The sequence below is a fragment of the Curtobacterium sp. BH-2-1-1 genome, assembly GCF_001806325.1.
Taxonomy (GTDB): domain Bacteria; phylum Actinomycetota; class Actinomycetes; order Actinomycetales; family Microbacteriaceae; genus Curtobacterium.
This window is the reverse complement of sequence record NZ_CP017580.1, coordinates 3,496,849-3,518,195: the sequence shown is the minus strand read 5'-3', so window position 1 is coordinate 3,518,195 and position 21,347 is coordinate 3,496,849. Positions and strand designations below refer to the sequence as shown.

The following is a 21,347-nucleotide window of genomic DNA, read 5'->3' as shown; positions in this document are numbered from 1 at the left end:
CCCCATGGCCCGAGAGCAGAAGGACCAGGCGATCGTGCCCTTGCTGGCAGCGCCTGTGGCCTCCACCCCCACCGACCCGAACGCGCGCACCCCCGAGCAGACCCAGCCGGCCGGCTGGGTGAAGATGCTCGACCGGGTGCTGAGCGTGCAACGCCCCGTCGTGGTGGCCCACGTGCGGGCACTCCGCCGTCGGCACCCCGACTCGACCCCGGCCGAGATCATCCAGATCCTCGAGCGGCAGTACCTCGCGGCGGTGACCACGGGCGGTGCAGCCGTCGGCGCGAGCGCGGTGATCCCGGGCGTCGGCATGGCGGCGGCCCTCGGGTTGAGCGGCGCCGAGACCGTCGGCTTCCTCGAGACCACGGCTCTGTTCGCGCAGTCCGTGACCGAGGTGCACGGCATCGCGCTCGACGACCCCGAGCGCGCACGCATGCTCGTGATGGCGATGATCCTCGGTTCGCCGGGCACCCAGCTCATCAACCAGCTCGCGGGCCAGATCGCCGGTGGACAGGTCCGCACCGCGTTCTGGGGCGAGATGGTGACGTCGTCCCTCCCGAAGCAGGTCGTGAACGGCATCGGCGGACAGGTGCGCGACCAGTTCATCAAGCGCTTCGCCGCACGGCAGGGCACGACGATCGTCGGTCGGGCCCTCCCGTTCGGGATCGGCGCGGCGGTCGGTGGCCTCGGGAACCACGCGCTCGGGCGGAAGGTGATCCAGGCCTCGCGGACGGGGTTCGGGCTGCCCCCGGCGCAGTTCCCGATCGTGCTGGAACCGAAGTCGGCGAAGGAACCGAAGTCGACGAAGGACTCGAAGGCGCCGAAGAAGCCCAAGCAGGCCAAGGCGCCGAAGGAACGGCGGGCGATCGGTCGTCGGAAGGGCCGCGAGGACCTCTGGGCCGACACCCCGGACCGCACCGGCGACTGACGGTCGCACCCACCGGCCGGACGCAAACCACCGACCGGACGCGAACCACCAGCCGGACGCAAACCAGCGATCGGACGCAACCGCCGACCGGCCGGACGCAACCGACAGACGGACGGGAGGCGCGGTGCCAGCCGGCACCGCGCCTCCCGTCCGTCCCGACGCGGGCCCGCCTCAGCGCCCCCGCACCGGCGTCGTCACCACCTGCCCAGCGTGCGCGAACCCACCGCCGAACCCGAAGAGCAGCGCCGGCACCCCCTCGGGGAGGTCCCCCCGGGCCCACGCCTTCGACAGCCCGAGCGGCACGCTCGCCGCCGACGTGTTCCCCGACTCGACGACGTCCCGCACCACGAACTTCGACTCCCCGCCGAGGGCGTGCACGAGCGGCTCGATGATCCGCAGGTTCGCCTGGTGGAACGCGAACACCCCGATGTCGTCCATCGTGAGCCCCGCAGCGGCGACGGCTGCCCGGGCGTGGTCGGCGGCCTCGGTGATGGCCCAGCGGTAGATGGAGCGACCCTCCTGGCTGAAGCGCTCGGGGTCGCCGGAGACGAGCACGGCCTCCTCGAGGTGCGGCACGCTCCCCCACGACACCGGGCCGATCTGGGCCTCGTCGGACACGCCGAGCACGGCGGCGCCGGCGCCATCCCCGACGAGCACGCACGTGGATCGGTCGGTCCAGTCGACGATGCCGGACAGCACCTCCGAGCCGACGACGACCGCGATGTCCGTCGACCCGACCCGGATCGCCTGGTCGGCCAGCGCGACGCCGTACTCGAAGCCGCTGCAGGCGGTGTTGATGTCGATGGGTGCGGCGGCGGGCGACAGGCCGAGCGCCGCGGCGACCCGGCCGGCGGTGTAGGGCGCCCGGTCGCGGTGGGTGGTGGACGCGACGATGACCAGTCCGACGTCGGAGGGCGCGATGCCGGCGTCGGCGAGGGCGTTCCGCGCTGCCTCGATCGCCATGGAGGTCACGGTGTCCGACGGTCCGGCGATGTGCCGGGTCTCGATCCCGGTCCTCGTGCGGATCCACTCGTCGTTCGTGTCGACCATGGTCGAGAGCTCGTCGTTGGTCAGGACGCGTGCGGGCTGGTGGTGGCCGAACCCGAGGATCCGGCTGCCACGGAGTGCTGGGGTGTTCACGAGACCGCACGCTACTCCCCTGCCCGACCCGCTCATGCCCGGCGCGGCATGGAGCGCACCCTCCGAGGCGGGTACCCACAGGGCCTGCCTGCGGAGACCGGGACCGCGTAGACCTGGACCATGGACTACACACACCTCGGCCGCACAGGGTTGTCGGTCTCACGAGCCGTGCTCGGGACCATGAACTTCGGCCCCGAGACCAGCGAGGACGACTCGCACGCCATCATGGACCGGGCCCACGAGCTCGGCGTCAACTTCTTCGACACCGCCAACGGCTACGGCGGCTCGGTGGGCAAGGGCGCCACCGAGGAGATCATCGGCCGCTGGTTCGCCGAGGGGGGCGGGCGGCGTGAGAAGACCGTCCTCGCGACGAAGGTCTACGGCGACATGATCGACTGGCCGAACGGCGGGAAGCTCAGCGCGTACAACATCCGCCAGGCCCTCGACGCGAGCCTGCAGCGCCTCCAGACGGACCACATCGACCTCTACCAGTTCCACCACGTCGACCGCGCGACCCCGTGGGACGAGATCTGGCAGGCGATCGACGTCTCCGTGCAGCAGGGCAAGGTGCTCTACGTCGGCTCGTCGAACTTCGCCGGGTGGCACATCGCCCAGGCCCAGGAGGCCGCCGCGCGCCGGAACACCCTCGGCCTCGTCAGCGAGCAGTCGATCTACAACCTCGTCGTGCGCGACATCGAGCGCGAGGCCCTCCCGGCCGCCCGTGAGTACGGCCTCGGCGTGATCCCGTGGTCGCCGCTGCAGGGCGGCCTCCTCGGTGGCGTCATCGAGAAGACCGAGAACGGCTCGCGACGCCTCTCGGGCCGCAGTGCCGAGTACGTCGAGGGCCACCGCGACCAGCTCACCGCCTACGAGTCGTTCGCGAAGGAGCTCGGGCACACCCCGGGCGAGCTCGCCCTGTCGTGGCTCCTGCACCAGCCCGGCGTCACGGCACCGATCACCGGCCCGCGCACCATGGAGCAGTGGGAGTCCGCGGTCCGCGCCGTCGACATCCGCCTCGACCAGCGTGCGCTCGACCGGCTCGACGAGATCTTCCCGGGGCACAAGACCTCGCCGGAGGACTACGCCTGGTGACGCGCTGACGCCACCACGTCGCTGACGCGACCCATGACGGGAGGCGCGGTGCGGGTCCGACCCGCACCGCGCCTCCCGTCCGTCCGCACGTCCAGAGCCGGACCCGCGTCGCGCGCGCAGCCACCGGTCAGAGCGCGGCGATCTCGTCGTCCCGCAGCCCGATGCTGCGGAGGTACCCGTCCACCGAGCCCCACCGCCGCTCGACGCGCTCGATGACCGTCGTCATGATCTCCGGCACGCAGCGGTGGCCGATCGCCGTCGCCACGGGGTCCGTGCTGGCGGCGCGCTCGGCGGCGAACCGCTCGACGAGCCCGGCTGCGCTGGCCGCGTAGTCCGCACCGACGGCTTCGACATCGGCACCCCAGTGCCGGGCGAGCAGCGCGCTCACGATACCTGTCCGGTCCTTGCCGGCGGCGCAGCAGACGAGCACGTCGCCGTCCGCGGTGGCGATCGTCCGCAGTGCCGCGGCGATGCCGGAGCGGTGCCGATCGAGCCAGTCGGTGTACTGATCCTCGAGGTGGACGGCCTCGGCGGCGGACTCGATCGCCGAGGCCGGGTCGAAGAGCGGCACGGAGCGGTAGGCGGGCGTGGCGGCGAGCGGGTGCGGTACCGCGTCCGTCTCGTCCACGCGGCGCAGGTCGACCACGGCGGCGAGGGCCGCCGGGTACGCGGCGGGAGCGACCGGGTCGGTGTTCGCCCGGTACACCGTGCGCCGGCGGCCGTGCTGGAGGCCGGGTCCCCCGACCTCGCGGAGGTTCGTGAGCGTGTTCGACGTCGTCGTCATGGTTCCACTCTGCCGGACGCGGGGCGCCGGGCGCGTCCGCCGGCCGCGCGCTCGCCGTCGTGCCGCGTGCCCGGGCGCCTGCCGCGCCGCGAGCCCCGCCGGCCGGGCGCCTGCCGCGCCGCACAACCAAAGTCACCCCGAACCACGCGATCGCGCGGTTCTGGGTGACTTCCGTTGTGCGAACCCGCCCCGCACCACCGGCGCGCGCCACGCGCCCGCCGCGCGCCGCGCGCGCCGCGCCCCGCGCCCCGCACACGACGACGGGCCCCGCGCTGCTGTGTGCGCGGGGCCCGTCGTGACGGTGTGGCAGCGAACTACCGGACGGAGACCGGGGTCTCGTCGCGCTCCTCGTAGAGGACGTAGCCCTCTTCGCCGTGGACCGCGGTGTCGATGCCGGCGACCTCGTCCTCGGTCTTCACACGGAAGCCCATCGTCTTCTCGATGATCCAGCCGATGACGAAGGCGAGGATGAACGAGTAGAGACCGACCACGCCGGCAGCGGCGGCCTGCTTGCCGAGCTGCGTGAACGAGCCCGAGTAGATCAGGCCGGTGTCGTTGGCGAAGAAGCCGAGGTACAGCGTGCCGACGATGCCGCCGACCAGGTGCACGCCGACGACGTCGAGCGAGTCGTCGAAGCCGAGACGGTACTTCCAGTCGATCGCGAAGCAGCAGATGATGCCCGCGAGGAAGCCGAGCAGGATGCCCCAGCCCGGGGTGAGCGCGGCGCACGCCGGGGTGATGGCGACGAGGCCGGTGACGGCGCCCGACGCGGCACCGATCGAGGTGGCCTTGCCGTCCTTGAGCTTCTCGACGAGCAGCCAACCGAGGATCGCGGCGGCCGGGGCGGCGAGGGTGTTGACCCAGGCGATCGCGGCGATGCCGTCCGCGGCACCCTCGGAACCGGCGTTGAAGCCGAACCAGCCGAACCACAGGATCGCGGCACCGAGGAGCACGAAGGGCGGGTTGTGCGGCTTGTGCGCGCCCTTGGCGAAGCCGACGCGCTTGCCGAGGACGATCGCCAGCGCGAGACCCGCGGCACCGGCGTTGATGTGGACCGCGGTGCCACCGGCGAAGTCGATGACGCCCCAGGTCGCCGCCCAGCCGGACGTGAGGTTGAAGACCCACGAGGCGACCGGGAAGTAGACGACCGTGACCCAGACGCCGGCGAAGACCATCCACGCGCCGAACTTGGCACGGTCGGCGATCGCACCGGAGATGAGCGCAACCGTGATGATCGCGAAGGTCGCCTGGAAGCCGACGAACGCCATCGAGGGGTACGCGGCGTTGATCGTCGAGGCCTTGGCCTCCTCGAACGCCTGCCCGAGGCCGATCTGGTTCCAGTCGATGCTGAAGAAGCCGACGACACCGGACACCGCCGTGCCGTCACCGTGGTTCGCGAAGGCGATGGCGTAGCCGTAGACGACCCAGAGGACGCTCACGAGCGCGATCGCCCCGAAGGACATCATCATCATGCTGATGACGGACTTGGCCTTCACCAGACCGCCGTAGAAGAAGGCCAGGCCGGGTGTCATGAACAACACCAGCGCCGCCATGACCAACACGAACGTCGTGTTGCCCTGATCAAGCATCTGTTCACCTCTCGATTGCACCAGCGGCTCTTGGTCCGCGTCGGGTGTCACCGAGTCTGGCGAGGCGAGGTTTCACGAGGGAGCACGAAGTGTTTCGCGGATGTAACGCGACGGCCCGGTGTGTAAACGTCGTGTTTCGTCCCCCGGGCAGTCCCCTGGACGGGGGCCACGAGTTCTCCCGGTCCGTCCGGACGGTGTCCGACAGCCGTCGCGGAACGGGGCCTGGAGGCGCGGCGCAGCGGGGCAGCGCCCGGTCTCGACCGGCAGGCGGCTCAGTCCACGGCGCGGGTCAGCGCCACGACGCGGCTCGCCGCACGCAGGTACTTCTTGCGGTACCCGCCGTCGAGCATCGACTCGGGGTACACCTGGTCGAGCGGGGTGCCCGAGGCCACGATCCGGACCTGCGCGTCGTAGAGCCGGTCCACCAGCGCGACCCACCGGAGTGCATCGGTCTGGTCGGTGAAGGGCTGCACGTCGGTGAGGCCGACGGCGTCGAGGTCCTCGACCATCGCGACGTACTTCGACGGGTGCACGGACGCGAGGTGCCCGACCACCGCCCGGAAGTCGTCGAGCGTGACGCGTCCGCCGGGGAGTCCCGCGGCGACGTCGGCCACCACGCCTGCCGACTCGTCGACCGCACGCCGGCGGAAGTCGAGCCCGTCGATGCGCATGGTGTCGAACCGGTCGGACATCGCCTGGATCTCGCGCAGGAAGTCCTGGGCCGCGAAGCGCCCCTCGCCGAGCGCGCCCGGCGGCGTGTTCGAGGTGGCGGCGAACCGGGTGCCCGTCTCGGTGAGCTCCTTGATGAGGCGCGTCATCACCATCGTGTCACCGGGGTCGTCGAGCTCGAACTCGTCGATGCACACCAGCGCCGTCCCGCGCAGCAAGTCGACGGTGCCCTGGAACCCGAGGGCCCCGACGAGCGCCGTGTACTCGATGAAGGTGCCGAACGTCTTCCGACCGGTCGCGGCGTGGTAGGCGGCGGCGAGCAGGTGGGTCTTCCCGACGCCGAACCCGCCGTCGAGGTAGACGCCGGACTTCACGGTCGACTCCGCCGCGGGCTTCCGGCGACCGAACAGCCCCCGGCGAGGCTGGTCGGCGGGACCGGCGGCGACGAAGGCCGCGACCGCGTCGCGGACCGCCGCCTGCGACGGGTACTCCGCGTCGGGCCGGTAGGAGGCGAACGACGCATCGGCGAACTGGGGCGGCGGGACCAGCGACGCAGCCATCTGCTGCGGGGTCACCTGCGGGTCGCGGTCGACGAGGTGTTCAGGCGCGGTGTTCGCTGACAATCGGGGCAGTCCTTCGGGAAGCATGTCGTGGGGTGTCACGTTGCGTCAGGAGCACGGCACGCCCGCGTACCGTTGCCCACAGGCACCGACGACCGATCCTAGTCCGGTGCCGGATGACCACCTGGAGGTAGCCCACCATGACCGCACCGGTCGACACGTCCGAGAAGTTCACCGCCTACGCCCACCCGGAGCGGCTCGTCTCCACCGAGTGGCTGCAGGAGCACCTGGACGCCGGCACCCCGGACCTGGTCGTCGTCGAGTCCGACGAGGACGTCCTGCTCTACGAGACGGGCCACGTCCCCGGTGCCGTGAAGATCGACTGGCACACCGACCTCAACGACCCGGTGCTCCGCGACTACATCGACGGCGAGGCCTTCGCCGAACTGCTCGGCAGCAAGGGCATCGGCCGCGAGACCACCGTGGTGATCTACGGCGACAAGAACAACTGGTGGGCCGCCTACGCCCTCTGGGTCTTCTCGCTGTTCGGCCACGAGGACGTCCGTCTCCTCGACGGCGGCCGAGCGAAGTGGATCGCCGAGGACCGCGCGCTCACCACCGACCAGACCGTGGTCACGCCGGTCGAGTACCCCGTCGTCGACCGGATCGACACCGAGATCCGCGCGTACAAGGACGACGTGCTCGCCCACCTCGGCAAGCCGCTGATCGACGTCCGCAGCGCCCCGGAGTACGCCGGCGACCGCACCACCGCGCCGGACTACCCGGAGGAGGGCGCCCTCCGCGCCGGCCACGTCCCCACCGCCGTGAACATCCCGTGGGCCACCGCCGCGGCACCGGACGGCACCTTCAAGACCCGCGAGGAGCTCGACGCGATCTACCGCGACGGCGCCGGGATCGGCGACGCGGACGAGGTCATCGCCTACTGCCGCATCGGCGAGCGGTCGAGCCACACCTGGTTCGTCCTGCAGCACCTGCTCGGGTACGAGAACGTCCGCAACTACGACGGCTCGTGGACCGAGTGGGGCAGCGCGGTCCGCGTCCCGATCACCGTCGGCACCGAACCGGGTACGATCACCGACCGATGACCGACGCACTCCCCCAGTCCCTCGCCGAGATCCGCGACGACTTCCTCGAAGTCTCCCAGCAGGACCGCCTGCAGCTGCTCCTCGAGTTCTCGAACGAGCTCCCGGCGCTTCCCGAGCGCCTGCAGGGGCACGAGGACGAGCTCGAGCGCGTCGAGGAGTGCCAGTCCCCCGTCTTCATCACGGTCACCGTGGGTGCGGACGGCGACGCGCCCGGCATCGTCCGGATGCACGCCACGGCGCCGCGCGAGGCACCGACCACGCGGGGCTTCGCGTCGATCCTCGCGCAGGGGCTGTCCGGCCTGACCGCCGAGCAGGTGCTCGCCGTGCCGGCTGACTACCCGCTGACGATCGGGCTGAGCGAGGCGGTCAGCCCGCTGCGGATCCGCGGCATGGTCGGGATGCTGGGCCGGGTGCAGCGGCAGGTGCAGGCGCAGGCCGCGGTCTCGTAGACGTCACCACACACTGACGGGAGGCGCGGTGCCAGCTGGCACCGCGCCTCCCGTCCGTCTGTGGATGCGTCTACCGCGCGTTGGCCGCGCCGTCTCGCTGGACCACCTCGGTCAGCCACGCGAGGATGCGGGCGTCGAACCAGTCGGCGTCGTGGTTCCAGAGCTTGGTGTGCCGGGCGGTCGTCTGCACCTCGAGCCGCACGATGTCGGGCCGGGCCTCGGCGAGGGCGTGCGACGCGGACGACGGGACGAACCCGTCGTCGTCGCTGTGCATGAGCAGGATCGGCACGTGCAGCTCGTCGGCCCGCGCGACCATGTCGAGCTGCCGCAGGTCGACCGGCTGCCGCAGGCCCGTGACCCGGTGCAGGACCGGGGTGCGGAGGAGGCGCTGCGCGACCTTCCGGACCGGCCGCGGCAGGCGGAGCAGCTGGCTCTGCGACTTGAGCACAGCGTGCCAGTCGACCACCGGCGACTCGAGCACGACACCGTCCACGAGGTCCGCGAACGCCGACCGGACCAGGGTCTGCAGCACGACCGCGCCGCCCATCGACCAGCCCATCAGGACGACGCTCGACGCGCCCTGCCCGGCGAGCCAGCGGAGGACCGCGTCGATGTCCTCCCACTCGGTGCTGCCGAGGCCGTAGCGGCCGTCGACGCTCCGCGGGGCGACGCCGTCGTTGCGCCAGCTCGCCAGCACCACGGAGTACCCCGCCGCCCGGAAGACCGGCACCGCGCGGATCGTCTCGGCGCGGGTCACGCCACGACCGTGCACGAGGACGGCCCACGGCGCGTCCGGGTCGTCGGCGCGGACCACCCAGGCGGGTGCGGGGCCGTTCGGGGTGGGGACGTCGATGTCCTCGACCGGGACGTCGAGCTCCCCGGGGGTCAGGTAGAACCAGCCGCCCCACCGACCCCGGCGGGCCGCCGTGGGGTCGCCGGCGTCGATCGCGATGATGCGGCGGGTGACGGTCGTGTCGGTGGTGCCGAGGACCTCGCCGACACGCATGTGCCCCGTCCCGCCGCCGAACCAGAGGCTGTAGCGGCCCTGCAGTTCGGTGTCCGCGGTGCGCTCGAGCGTCACCGTCCGCCGCACGGGGTCGACAGCGTGGATCGGGACGCGTTCGGTGCGCTTGCGGTCGGGGGTGACCACCGCTCGGGCCACCGCCGCGACGAACCCGCCGATCACCGCGGTGGTGACGGCGGCCGCTGCGATGCCCGCTCCCAGTGCGACGAACCCGGCCGATCGTGCGGTCTCCTGGACGACGTCCTCGGCGGGTCGCGCGGATCGGGACATGGTCCGGAGCCTAGTCTGCATTCGTGTCCGAAACCCGAGAGCCCGACGCCTTCGCGCGGCTCCGTGCGTTCGTGGCGTCCGGCGGCGCGCGCGCCGAGACGACCGTCACCGAGATCCCCTCGCCGTCGCGCATCGCCCCGTTCTCGATCGCCCTGGCGGCGGACGTCTCGGGTGCGGCGCACGGCATCGACTCCGACCTCGGGACGGGCCGGTTCATCGCCCTGCACGACCCGGACGAACCCGAGGGCTGGGGCGGGTCGTTCCGCATCGTGACCTTCGCCCAGGCACCGCTCGAACCCGAGATCGGTGTCGACGAGTTCGTCGCCGACGTCACGTGGAGCTGGCTCGTCGACGCCCTCGCCGCGCACGGTGCGACCTACGACCACGCCTCGGGCACGGCGACCAAGATCATCTCCCGCGGCTACGGCGACCTCGCGGCGCAGGGCGACGGGGCGCAGCTCGAACTGCGCGCCTCGTGGACCCCGCGCGGGGACGACCTCACCGCACACGTCGAGGCGTGGGAGGAGATCGTGGCGATGCTCGCCGGTCTGCCGCCCGCGTCGGACGGCGTGACCCTGTTGGCCCCGAGGAGGCTCGCACGTGACTGACCCCGCATCTCCGGCCGGGGCGTCGCCCGCTGTCCCGTCGGCGTCGCCGGCTGTTCCGCCGTCGGCTGCTCCGTCCGCGGCGTCGCCGGCGTTCGAGGCGTCGCACGACGCGGTCCACGTGATCGCCTCGCGCGAGGAGTACCTCGACGCCGTCGCCGCCATCGCGGCGGGCCACGGCTCGGTCGCCGTCGACGCCGAGCGCGCGAGCGGCTACCGGTACTCGCAGCGGGCGTACCTCATCCAGGTGTTCCGCCGCGGTGCCGGCGCGTTCCTCTTCGACCCGATCCCGATCGGCGACTTCTCCGAGCTCCAGGAAGCGATCGTCGACGAGGAGTGGCTCTTCCACGCCGCGTCGCAGGACCTCCCCTGCCTGCAGGAGGTCGGCCTCGTCCCGACCCGCATCTTCGACACCGAGCTCGGTGCCCGCATCGCCGGGTTCCCCCGGGTCGGCCTCGGTGCCGTCGTGGAGCAGCTGCTCGGGATCACGCTCGCGAAGGCCCACTCCGCCGCGGACTGGTCGACCCGGCCGCTCCCGCAGTCGTGGTTGGTGTACGCGGCACTCGACGTCGAACTGCTCCCCGACCTCCGTGACGCGCTCGCGGCGAAGCTCGACGAGGCGGGCAAGACCCGCATCGCCGAAGAGGAGTTCGCGGCCGTCCTGACACGGGCACCGAAGCCGCCGAAGGCCGAGCCGTGGCGCCGCCTGTCCGGCATGCACGCCCTCCGTGGCTCCAGGGCACTCGCGATCGCCCGGTCGCTCTGGACGGCACGCGACGCCTACGCCCGCGAAGCCGACATCGCACCGGGTCGCACCATCCCGGACTCGGCGATCGTCGCGGCCGCGGCGGCGAACCCGGCCTCGAAGGGCGAGCTGAGCGGGGTGAAGGCCTTCACGGGTCGTGCCAGCCGGTCCGAGCTCGACCGCTGGTGGGCCGCCGTCGACGAGGGCCGCACGACCGAGGACCTCCCGCGGCTCCGCGGCACCGGCGAGGCCACGCTGCCGCCGCCCCGGGCCTGGGCCGACCGCAACCCGGCAGCCGACCGCCGGTACAAGGCCGCACGGGCCGCCGTGGTGCAGCGCGCCGAGGAGCTCGACCTGCCCGTCGAGAACCTGCTCACGCCGGACACCCTCCGCACGGTGTCGTGGGAGCCGCCGACGCCGATCGCCACCGAGACCGTCGGTGCCGTGCTCGCCGCGCACGACGCCCGCCCCTGGCAGGTCGAGGAGACGGCGTCGATCATCGCGCACGCCTTTGTCGCTGCTGCACAGGAGCCTGCTGCCGAGAGCAACACCGAGTCGTAGGAACGCCCCAACGGGCATGCGTCCGCACAGGCTCGGGGCATAGCGTCGCTCGTGCACGCCGGGTCGGACCCGGCCGGGCGGGGCGGGACGCGCCCAGCCTGATCAACGAGGATCTGGAGGCCCAGATTGCCAAAGGCAGCAGACGTCGTCTTCGTCGACGGAGTTCGGACACCGTTCGGACGAGCCGGGGAGAAGGGGGTGTTCTGGAAGACCCGCGCGGATGACCTCGCGGTGCACGCGATGCGCGGACTCCTCGACCGGAACGCCTCGTTGGACGGGGCTGCGGTGGACGACGTCGCCGTGGCGGCCACCACGCAGCAGGGCGACCAGGGGCTCACCCTCGGCCGGACGGTCGGGATGCTCGCCGGACTCCCGAAGACCGTCCCCGGGTACGCGATCGACCGCATGTGCGCCGGTGCCATGACGAGCGTGACCACCCTCGCCGGCGCCATCGCGTTCGGCGCGGCCGACGTCGCCATCGCCGGCGGTGTCGAGCACATGGGGCGCCACCCGATGGGCTTCAACTCCGACCCGAACCCGCGCTTCATCGCCGAGCGCATGGTCAACGGCGACGCGCTCGTGATGGGCAAGACCGCCGAGCGCCTGCACGACCGCTTCCCCGCGATCACCAAGGACCGCACGGACGCCTACGCCGTCCAGTCCCAGCAGCGCTACGCCGCCGCGTGGGCCGCGGGCAAGCTCCAGCCGGACCTGGTGCCGGTCGAGGTGAACACCGGAGAGGGCTGGGACATCGTCTCCAGTGACGAGCCGCCCCGCCCCGGCACCACGCTCGAGGCCCTGGCAGCGCTGAAGACGCCGTTCCGCTCGCACGGACGCATCACCGCCGGCAACGCGGCAGGCCTGAACGACGGCGCCACCATGAGCCTGCTCGCCTCGGCCGACGCGGCGAAGCAGCACGGACTGCCGACGAAGATGCGCATGGTCTCGTTCGCGTTCGCGGGCGTCGACCCCGAGGTGATGGGCATCGGGCCGGTGCCCGCGACCGACAAGGCGCTGGCGAAGGCCGGGCTGTCGATCGACGACATCGGGCTGTTCGAGATCAACGAGGCGTTCGCCGTCCAGGTGCTCGCCTTCCTCGACAACTACGGGATCGCCCAGGACTCGACGAACGTGAACGCCTGGGGCGGCGCGATCGCCGTCGGGCACCCGCTCGCCTCGAGTGGCGTCCGCCTGATGACCCAGCTCGCAGCCCAGTTCGCCGAGCGCCCGGACGTCCGGTACGGCATCACGACGATGTGCATCGGGCTCGGCCAGGGCGGCACCGTCATCTGGGAGAACCCGAACTTCAGCAAGTCCGCGGCACGGAAGGCGGCGTGACCATGACCATCGTCGACAACGACCAGCTCCTCGCCCTCAGCGAGGACGAGGTGGTCACGCACTCGTACCTGAAGCACGTCGCGCTGCCGTCCGGTGGCACGCTCGCGCTCATCACGCTCGACAACGGCAAGGACTACAAGCGACCGTCGACCCTCGGGCCGCGCACGCTGCACGAGCTCTCCGGGGTCCTCGACACCCTGCGGACCGAAGCGTCCGCCGGGACGATCCAGGCCGTGGCGATCACCGGCAAGGAGTACTGCTTCGCCGCCGGTGCCGACCTCTCCCAGGCCGCCTCGGTGCCGTCGCGGGACGTCGCCCACGACCTGGCCGCCCTCGGACACGCGACGCTCCGGAAGCTCTCCGACCTCGGGGTCCCCTCCTTCGCGCTCATCAACGGGATCGCGCTCGGCGGTGGCCTCGAGATCGGGCTGCACTGCACGTACCGGGCGTTCTCGTCGGCCGCGCAGGGCATCGGGCTCCCCGAGGTCTTCCTCGGCATCATCCCCGGGTGGGGCGGCGCGACGCTGCTCCCCCGCCTGATCGGCCCCGAGAAGGCGCTCCGCGTCATCGTCGAGAACCCGCTCAAGAACAACCGCCTGATGGACGGTCCGGCCGCGGTCGAGCTCGGTATCGGCGACGCGCTGATCCCCTCGGTCACCTTCCTGCCGTCCGCGGTGGCGTGGATCGACGGCGTCGTGTCGGGTCGCACCAAGGTCGTGCGGAAGAACGAGCCCGGCATGATCGAGAAGGCCGCGTGGGGCACCGTCGTGAAGGTCGCCCGCAGCCAGGTCGCGTCGAAGATCGGCACGGTCCCGAAGTCGCCGTTCCGGGCGCTCGACCTCGTCGCCGCGGCGAAGTCCGGCTCGCTCGACGAGCGGTTCGCCGACGAGGACGACGCCCTGGCCGACCTCATCTCGGGCGACCAGTTCGCCGCGTCGATGTACGCGTTCGACCTCGTGCAGAAGCGCGCGAAGAAGCCGGTGGGCGCCCCCGCGGACGTCTCGCCGCGCCCCGTCACGAAGGTCGGCGTCCTGGGCGCCGGCCTGATGGCATCCCAGTTCGCGCTGCTCTTCGCCCGACGCCTCGGCGTCCCGGTCGTCATCACCGACGTCGACCAGTCGCGCGTCGACGCCGGCGTGGAGCGCATCCGCGGCGAGGTGGACAAGCTCCTCGACAAGGGCCGGGTCTCCCCCGACGACGCGAACCGCATCAAGGCGCTCGTGTCCGGGTCAGTGTCCTACGACGCGTTCGCGGACGCCGACTGGGTCATCGAGGCCGTCTTCGAGGAGATGAGCGTCAAGCAGGAGGTCTTCCGGAAGATCGAGCAGGTCATCGCTCCGGACGCGATCCTCGCCACGAACACCTCGTCGCTGTCGGTGTCCGAGATGGGCTCCGTGCTGTCCGATCCGTCGCGACTCGTCGGGTTCCACTTCTTCAACCCCGTCGCCGTGATGCCGCTGCTCGAGGTCGTGCGCACCGCCTCGACCTCCGACGAGACCCTCGCCACGGCCCTCGCCGTCGCGAAGACGCTCAAGAAGACCGCGATCATCACGGCCGACCAGCCGGGCTTCGTCGTGAACCGGGTGCTCGCCCGGGTCCTCGGCGAGGCGATGCGCGGCGTCGAGGAGGGCACGTCGTTCGAAGTCGTCGCCCAGGGCGCTGCGCCGCTCGGCCTGCCGATGTCCCCGTTCGAGCTGCTCGAGCTCGTCGGCCTGCCGGTCGGTGCGCACGTGCTCGACTCGCACCACGCCGCCTGGCCGGAGCGCTTCTACCCGGGTGACGGCCTGAAGAAGATCGCCGAGTTCGGGCACATCCTGACCCGCGACAAGAAGGGCACCGCGACCGGGTACGACCCCGCTGCCGTGAAGCTCGTCGCACCGTCGAAGAAGGACGCGAAGCCGGTCGACGCTGCCGAGATGCAGCGCCGCTTCGAGGACGCCCTCGCCGACGAGCTGCACCGCATGCTCGAGGACGGGGTCGTCCAGCACGTCGAGGAGATCGACCTCGGGCTCATCCTCGGCGCGGGCTACCCGTTCCAGGCCGGTGGCATCAGCCCGTACCTCGACCGCTCCGGTGCGTCCGAGCGGGTCTTCGGCGGGGCGTTCCACGAGCCGCTGATCGTCGGGCAGGCCTCGCGCTGACCCCGGCGTCGAACCACGAAACCGACGTCGAACCAGGCCGTGTGCCCGGTTCGACGTCGGTTTCGTGGTTCCACCCGGCGTAGCGTGCAGGCATGGCACAGGAGTGGTGGGCACCGAGGACGACCGGGCACCCCAGCGTCGTCGTGCCCGTGCCGCTCGACGAGGTCCCGGAGCTGCTCGACCGCGCCGTGCTCGCCGTCCCGGGAGCAGCGGCGATGGAGATCCGTCCGGACGGAGCCGTCATCGGCCGCCGGACCTCGTTCGCCGTCCGCGCCGAGAACATCGTCATGACGTTCTCGCGCGAGGGGCCGACATCCTCGCGCGTGGAGATCATCCGCGAGGGCCGCGACGGCCTGTCGTACGGCCAGGTCCTCTGGGTGACGCCGATGGCCCGCGCGATCCTGCGCGAGCTCGTGTCCGCGGCCGCCGGGCCGCCCGCGCCGCACTGACCCCGCCGCACACACTCGCACAACGAACGTCACGCCGAACCACGGATCCGACATCGAACTCGTCGATCCGCCCGGTTTGACGTCGCATTCGTGGTTCGACCCGCCGGGCCGGGCCACGACCGGCGCGCCCGCGCCCGCGCCGCTCAGCGGTCGGCGGACTCCCGGGAGCGCGACGCCGCCCGCGCCGGCTTCGCCTGCGGCAGCTTCGTCCCGACGACCTGGTCGATGACGTCCCGGGCGATCGCCTGCGCGGTCAGCCCCACGTCCTCGAGGATCTGGGACCGCGACGCGTGGTCGATGAACGCGTCCGGCAGCCCGAGCTCGTTCACCCCGGTGTCGACACCCGCAGCGCGCAGGTCCTGCCGCAGCCGCGTCCCGACGCCACCGACCCGCACCCCGTCCTCGAGCGTGATCACGAGCCTGTGGTCACGCGACAGGTCGATGAGCGACGCTGGGATCGGCACCACCCACCGCGGGTCGACGACCGTGACGCCGATGCCCTGGGACTCGAGCAGCGCCGCCGCGTCGAGCGCCACCGGCACCATCGACCCCACGGCGACGAACAGGACGTCGGGCTCCTGGTCGGACGACGGCGACCGCAGCACGTCCACCCCGTCCGGGAGTCGACGCTCCGCGACGATGTCCGGCCCGACCTGTCCCTTCGACCAGCGCAGCACGGTGGGTGCGTCGTCGACGGCGACGGCCTCGCGGAACTCCTCGCGCAGGGTCGCGGCGTCACGCGGTGCGGCGATCCGGATCCCGGGCACGACCTGCAGCAACGCGAGGTCCCACATGCCGTGGTGCGACGGCCCGTCCGGCCCGGTGATGCCCGCGCGGTCGAGGACGAAGGTGACGCCGGCCTTGTGCAGGGCCACGTCCATGAGCACCTGGTCGAACGCCCGGTTCAGGAACGTCGCGTACAGCGCCACGACGGGGTGCAGGCCGCCGAACGCGAGTCCGGCCGCGGTCGTCACGGCGTGCTGCTCGGCGATCCCGACGTCGATCACGCGCGAGGGGTGCTGTTCCTGGAAGAGGTGCAGCCCGGTCGGGCGGAGCATCGCCGCGGTGATCGCCACGATCTTCTCGTCCGACGCACCGACCTCCGCCAGCGTCGAGGCGAACACCGAGGTCCACGACGGCCCCGACGACACGTCGAGCGACTCCCCGGTCTCCGGGTCGATGTGCCCGACCGCGTGGAACTGGTCGGCCTGGTCGCGCAGCGCGGGCTCGAACCCGTGCCCCTTCTCGGTGATGGCGTGCACGATCGTCGGCGCGCCGTAGGCCTTCGCCTGGCGGAGTGCGGCCTCCATCGCCCGCTGGTCGTGCCCGTTCACCGGCCCGATGTACTTGATGTCGAGGTTCGAGTAGAGCGCCTCGTTGTTCGTGAACCGCGAGAGGAACCCGTGCAGCCCGCCGCGCATCCCGCGGTAGAGCGCCCGCCCTGGTGCACCGAACCGCGCCGCCGCGGCCTGGGACTTCTCGAACAGCGCCCGGTACTCGCGGCGCGTGCGCACCGAGCTGAGGAACCGCGCCATGCCACCGATGGTCGGTGCGTAGGAGCGCCCGTTGTCGTTGACGACGATGACGAGTCGACGGTCGTTGCCGTCGGAGATGTTGTTGAGGGCCTCCCACGTCATCCCGCCGGTGAGCGAGCCGTCGCCGACGACCGCGACCACGGTCCGGTCGGCCTGGCCGGTCTGCACGAAGGCGCGCGAGATGCCGTCCGCCCAGGACAGCGACGAGGACGCGTGCGAGGACTCCACGATGTCGTGCTCCGACTCGCTTCGCTGCGGGTACCCGGCGAGGCCGCCACGCTCGCGCAGCCGCGAGAAGTCCTGCCGCCCGGTGACGAGCTTGTGCACGTACGACTGGTGCCCGGTGTCGAAGACGAACGGGTCGTGCGGCGAGTCGAACACCCGGTGCATGGCCAGCGTGAGCTCGACGACGCCGAGGTTCGGGCCGAGGTGGCCGCCGGTCTTCGCGACCTCGGCGACGAGGAAGCGTCGGATCTCGGCGGCGAGGTCCGTCATCTGCGCGTCGGAGAGACGCTTCAGGTCGCGCGGCGACGTGATGCTCGAGAGCAGACTCACGGGCGCTCCTTTCGTGGGGCTGTCGGCCCACTCTATGCGCGTGACCCGACAACGGACGGGAGGCGCGGTGCCAGCTGGCACCGCGCCTCCTGTCCGTCGGACGGGTGCGTCAGACGAGCGACCGCAGCACGTACTGCAGGATGCCGCCGTTGCGGTAGTAGTCCGCCTCACCCGGGGTGTCGATGCGGACGACCGCGTCGAACTCGATCGTCTCCTTGCCGGCGGGCGAGTGCTCGCTCGGCGCAGCCGTGACGTGCACCGTCTTGGGCGTACGGCCCTCGTTCAGCTCGGTCAGGCCGGAGATCGAGACGACCTCGGTGCCGTCGAGCCCGAGGGACTCGACCGACTCGCCGGCGGGGAACTGCAGCGGCACGACGCCCATGCCGATGAGGTTCGAGCGGTGGATGCGCTCGAAGCTCTCGGTGATGACCGCGCGGACGCCGAGCAGGTTCGTGCCCTTCGCCGCCCAGTCGCGGGACGAACCGGAGCCGTACTCCTTGCCACCGAAGATGACGAGCGGGATGCCCTGCTCCTGGTAGTGCTGCGAGGCGTCGTAGATGAACGACTGCGCACCGTCCGGCGTCGTGAAGTCGCGGGTGTAGCCGCCCTCCACGCCGTCGAGGAGCTGGTTGCGGAGGCGGATGTTCGCGAACGTGCCGCGGATCATGACCTCGTGGTTGCCGCGACGCGAGCCGTAGGAGTTGAAGTCCTTGCGGTCGACGCCGTGCTCGGCGAGGTACTTGCCCGCCGGGCTGTCGGCCTTGATCGACCCGGCCGGCGAGATGTGGTCGGTCGTGACCGAGTCGCCGAGCTTCGCGAGCACGCGGGCGCCGGAGATGTCCGACACCGCGTCGGGCTGCATGGTCATGCCCTCGAAGTACGGGGGCTTCCGCACGTAGGTCGACTCGGTGTCCCACTCGAACGTGTCGCCCGTCGGGGTCGGCAGGTTCTTCCAGCGGTCGTCGCCCTCGAACACGGAGCCGTACTCGTGGGTGAACATCTCGGTGTCGATCGACGCGTCGATGACCTGCTGGACCTCGACCGCGTCGGGCCAGATGTCCTGCAGGAAGACGTCCTTGCCGTCCTGGTCCTGCCCGAGGGCATCCTTGTCGAAGTCGAAGTGCATCGACCCGGCGAGGGCGTACGCGATGACCAGCGGCGGGGAGGCCAGGTAGTTCATCTTCACGTCGGGGTTGATGCGCCCCTCGAAGTTGCGGTTGCCCGAGAGCACCGCGGTGACGGCGAGGTCGTTGTCCTGCACGGCCTGCGAGATCTCCTCCGGCAGCGGGCCCGAGTTGCCGATGCAGGTGGTGCAGCCGTAGCCGACCGTGTAGAAGCCGAGCTGCTCGAGGTAGGTCGTGAGACCGGCCTTCTCGTAGTAGTCCGTGACCACCTTCGACCCCGGCGCCAGCGTGGTCTTGACCCACGGCTTCGCGGTGAGGCCCTTCTGCGCGGCGTTCCGGGCGAGGATGCCGGCGGCCATCATGACCGACGGGTTCGACGTGTTCGTGCACGACGTGATGGCGGCGATCGCGACGGCACCGTGGTCGATCGTGAACGGGTCGGCCCCGTCCATCGCGACCTTCGTCGGCTGCGAGGCCGTCGACGGGGCGCTCGAGACGTAGACGTGCTCGTGCAGCGCGGTGTCCTCGTTCGTGGAACCGGCGGCGATCGGGTCGGAGGCCGGGAAGGTCTCCTCCACCGCGTCGTCGAGGTCGGTCTGCTCGCTCGGCGTCGTGTAGTTGCCGAGGTCGGCCTCGAACTGGGTCTTCGCCTTCGAGAGCTCGATGCGGTCCTGGGGGCGCTTCGGGCCCGAGATCGAGGGGACGACCGTCGAGAGGTCGAGCTCCATGTACTCGGAGTAGTTCGGCTCGACCGCCGCGTCGTGCCAGAGGCCCTGGGTCTTGGCGTAGGCCTCGACGAGCGCGATCTGGTCCTCGGAGCGGCCGGTGAGGCGGAGGTAGTCGAGCGTCACGTCGTCGACCGGGAACATCGCCGCCGTGGAGCCGAACTCCGGCGACATGTTGCCGATGGTGGCGCGGTTCGCGAGCGGGACCTCGCCGACGCCCTCGCCGTAGAACTCGACGAACTTGCCGACGACGCCGTGCTTGCGGAGCTCCTGCGTGATGGTGAGCACCACGTCGGTCGCGGTCACGCCGGCCGGGATCGACCCGGACAGCTTGAAGCCGACGACCTTCGGGATGAGCATCGACACCGGCTGCCCGAGCATGGCCGCCTCGGCCTCGATGCCGCCGACGCCCCAGCCGAGCACGCCGAGCCCGTTCACCATCGTGGTGTGCGAGTCGGTGCCGACGAGGGTGTCCGGGTAGGCGTAGGTCTCGCCGTCGAAGTCACGCGTGTAGGTGACCTTCGCCAGGTACTCGATGTTGACCTGGTGCACGATGCCGGTGCCGGGCGGGACGACCTTGAAGTCCTCGAACGCGGTCTGGCCCCAGCGGAGGAACTGGTAGCGCTCACCGTTCCGCTCGTACTCGAGGTCGGTGTTGCGCTGGAGTGCGTCCTCGCGACCGAAGAGGTCGGCGATGACGGAGTGGTCGATGACCATCTCGGCCGGCGACAGCGGGTTGATCTTGTTCGGGTCGCCGCCGATCTCGGCCATCGCCTCGCGCATGGTGGCGAGGTCGACGATGCACGGGACGCCGGTGAAGTCCTGCATGACCACGCGGGCCGGCGAGAACTGGATCTCCGTGTCCGGCTCGGCGTCGGACTGCCACGACCCGAGGGCGCGGATCTGGTCCTCGGTGACGTTCTTGCCGTCCTCGGTGCGGAGGAGGTTCTCGAGCAGCACCTTCAGGCTGTACGGGAGCTTCTCGTGCCCGGGCACCGTGTCGATCCGGTGGATCGCGTAGTCGACACCCCCAACCGACAGCGTGTCCTTCGAGCCGAAGCTGTTGACTGCAGCCACTGTGCCGCCTCCCTGGTTGATCGGTGTGCCCCCATCCAAGCGGGGCGCGAGGCGTCCCACCAGCAAGGCAAACCTAAACCCGCCAGCCCGGGAAGGGCTGCGGGGAATTATCTCGATGTCGAGACAACTCTACACCCGGGTGGCGTCACCCTCGCGCTTGAACACCGTCCGGACGAGCAGCCAGGTCACCCAGAGCAGGGCGGCGTAGAGCGGGACGCCCGTGATGAGCTTGATGCCGGCGAGCAGTTCGACCTGGGCGGTCAGGTACAGCGGCACCTCGATGAGGAGCCGGATCGCGAAGAGTCCGACCCAGAGCCAGGTGGCAACGGTCAGAACACGGCGCTTCGCCGGGTCGCGACGCCAGTCCTGCGGGGTGCCGTCCTCGTTCGGCGGGAGCAGGAACCCGACGACCAGGCCGATGAGCGGCTGCCGGATCGCCAGCGTCACGAGCAGCCCGACGAGCCACACGGCGTTGATGACGATCCCGGGGATGAAGTTGCTCTCGGCCCGCCCGGTGATGAGCGCGAGGCCGGCGGAGATCGCCACGCCGAGGATCCCCGCGAGGCTCATCACGAGCGACTGGCGCTGCAGCAGGCGGAGCACCACGAACACGACACCGATCGCGACCGGGATCAGGACGCTCGGGACGACCTCCTTCGTGATCGCGTAGACCACGAGGAACGCTAGCCCGGGCAGGACGGACTCGACCAGGCCGCGCACGCCGCCGATGGCCGCGACGAGGGCGTGCCCCGACGGCGCCTCGCCCGGCGCGACCTTGCCGAGCCCGGTGTTGGCGACGGCGGCACGCATCTGGTCGCTGAACGAGGGCAGCGCGTCGGGCGCGTCCGCCTCGGGACGGGTGGTGTCGTCGTGGTCCGGCACCG

Annotated in this window: 17 protein-coding genes; 9 read left to right on the top strand and 8 right to left on the bottom strand. The window is 71.3% G+C overall.

The genetic code is table 11. The features are described 5' to 3' along the window. Positions 1-4 precede the first annotated feature (4 nt). The gene (locus tag BJK06_RS16640; RefSeq protein ID WP_181015108.1) at positions 5-925 is read left to right on the top strand and encodes a hypothetical protein; all 921 of its coding nucleotides are present in this window, start codon (positions 5-7) and stop codon (positions 923-925) included. 171 nt (positions 926-1,096) lie between these two features. On the opposite strand, the gene BJK06_RS16635 is transcribed toward BJK06_RS16640, so the two are convergent. Further along, the gene (locus tag BJK06_RS16635; RefSeq protein ID WP_083295336.1) at positions 1,097-2,065 is read right to left on the bottom strand and encodes a beta-ketoacyl-ACP synthase 3; all 969 of its coding nucleotides are present in this window, start codon (positions 2,063-2,065) and stop codon (positions 1,097-1,099) included. A gap of 120 nt (positions 2,066-2,185) precedes the next feature. Between BJK06_RS16635 and BJK06_RS16630 the strand changes: the two genes are divergently transcribed. Beyond that, positions 2,186-3,157: an aldo/keto reductase gene (locus BJK06_RS16630; RefSeq protein ID WP_070418820.1), complete on the top strand. Its 972-nt coding sequence runs from the start codon at positions 2,186-2,188 to the stop codon at positions 3,155-3,157. Between the two features lie 127 nt (positions 3,158-3,284). Here BJK06_RS16630 and BJK06_RS16625 read toward each other — a convergent pair whose 3' ends face one another. The 3 genes from BJK06_RS16625 to zapE form a co-directional block, all read right to left on the bottom strand. Further along, positions 3,285-3,941, bottom strand: a complete 657-nt coding sequence (locus tag BJK06_RS16625) for a tyrosine-protein phosphatase (protein ID WP_070418819.1) — start codon at positions 3,939-3,941, stop codon at positions 3,285-3,287. Between the two features lie 314 nt (positions 3,942-4,255). After that, entirely contained in the window at positions 4,256-5,530 is a 1,275-nt protein-coding gene (locus tag BJK06_RS16620; protein WP_070418818.1) for an ammonium transporter, read from the bottom strand. 272 nt (positions 5,531-5,802) lie between these two features. After that, positions 5,803-6,846: a cell division protein ZapE gene (zapE, locus tag BJK06_RS16615; RefSeq protein WP_070418817.1), complete on the bottom strand. Its 1,044-nt coding sequence runs from the start codon at positions 6,844-6,846 to the stop codon at positions 5,803-5,805. Positions 6,847-6,959: 113 nt separating this feature from the next. Here zapE and BJK06_RS16610 point away from each other — a divergent pair, with 113 nt between their 5' ends. Together BJK06_RS16610 and BJK06_RS16605 are read left to right on the top strand one after the other, a co-directional pair. Then, complete coding sequence (locus tag BJK06_RS16610; protein ID WP_070418816.1) at positions 6,960-7,865, top strand: sulfurtransferase; 906 nt, start codon at positions 6,960-6,962, stop codon at positions 7,863-7,865. Next, positions 7,862-8,314 carry a SufE family protein gene (locus BJK06_RS16605; protein ID WP_070418815.1) on the top strand — a complete coding sequence of 151 codons (453 nt, stop codon included), beginning with the start codon at positions 7,862-7,864 and terminating at the stop codon, positions 8,312-8,314. The genes BJK06_RS16610 and BJK06_RS16605 overlap by 4 nt, the downstream gene beginning before the upstream one ends. Positions 8,315-8,384: 70 nt before the next feature. Here BJK06_RS16605 and BJK06_RS16600 read toward each other — a convergent pair whose 3' ends face one another. After that, positions 8,385-9,608, bottom strand: coding sequence for an alpha/beta fold hydrolase (locus tag BJK06_RS16600; RefSeq protein ID WP_070418814.1), 1,224 nt, complete (start codon positions 9,606-9,608; stop codon positions 8,385-8,387). A 23-nt stretch (positions 9,609-9,631) separates the two neighbouring features. Here BJK06_RS16600 and BJK06_RS16595 point away from each other — a divergent pair, with 23 nt between their 5' ends. The 5 genes from BJK06_RS16595 (at position 9,632) to BJK06_RS16575 (ending at position 15,447) form a co-directional block, all read left to right on the top strand. Then, on the top strand, positions 9,632-10,216 hold the full coding sequence (locus BJK06_RS16595) for a DUF3000 domain-containing protein (RefSeq protein ID WP_070418813.1): 585 nt from the start codon (positions 9,632-9,634) through the stop codon (positions 10,214-10,216). Continuing rightward, complete coding sequence (locus tag BJK06_RS16590) at positions 10,209-11,519, top strand: HRDC domain-containing protein (protein WP_083295335.1); 1,311 nt, start codon at positions 10,209-10,211, stop codon at positions 11,517-11,519. Before BJK06_RS16595 ends, BJK06_RS16590 begins: the two co-directional genes overlap by 8 nt. A gap of 126 nt (positions 11,520-11,645) precedes the next feature. After that, the gene (locus tag BJK06_RS16585; protein ID WP_070418811.1) at positions 11,646-12,857 is read left to right on the top strand and encodes a thiolase family protein; all 1,212 of its coding nucleotides are present in this window, start codon (positions 11,646-11,648) and stop codon (positions 12,855-12,857) included. Positions 12,858-12,859: 2 nt separating this feature from the next. Next, complete coding sequence (locus BJK06_RS16580) at positions 12,860-14,998, top strand: 3-hydroxyacyl-CoA dehydrogenase NAD-binding domain-containing protein (protein WP_070418810.1); 2,139 nt, start codon at positions 12,860-12,862, stop codon at positions 14,996-14,998. Positions 14,999-15,090: 92 nt separating this feature from the next. After that, positions 15,091-15,447 (top strand): hypothetical protein, encoded by a 357-nt coding sequence (locus tag BJK06_RS16575; RefSeq protein WP_070418809.1) that lies wholly within the window; start codon positions 15,091-15,093, stop codon positions 15,445-15,447. Between the two features lie 143 nt (positions 15,448-15,590). Here the strand turns inward: BJK06_RS16575 and dxs are convergent, their stop codons facing one another. The 3 genes from dxs to BJK06_RS16560 form a co-directional block, all read right to left on the bottom strand. Then, positions 15,591-17,537, bottom strand: a complete 1,947-nt coding sequence (gene dxs / locus BJK06_RS16570; RefSeq protein WP_070418808.1) for a 1-deoxy-D-xylulose-5-phosphate synthase — start codon at positions 17,535-17,537, stop codon at positions 15,591-15,593. A 109-nt stretch (positions 17,538-17,646) separates the two neighbouring features. Then, positions 17,647-20,463 (bottom strand): aconitate hydratase AcnA, encoded by a 2,817-nt coding sequence (acnA, locus tag BJK06_RS16565; protein ID WP_070418807.1) that lies wholly within the window; start codon positions 20,461-20,463, stop codon positions 17,647-17,649. A gap of 129 nt (positions 20,464-20,592) precedes the next feature. Then, positions 20,593-21,345 (bottom strand): DUF3159 domain-containing protein, encoded by a 753-nt coding sequence (locus BJK06_RS16560; RefSeq protein ID WP_070418806.1) that lies wholly within the window; start codon positions 21,343-21,345, stop codon positions 20,593-20,595. Between the last annotated feature and the right edge of the window lie 2 nt (positions 21,346-21,347).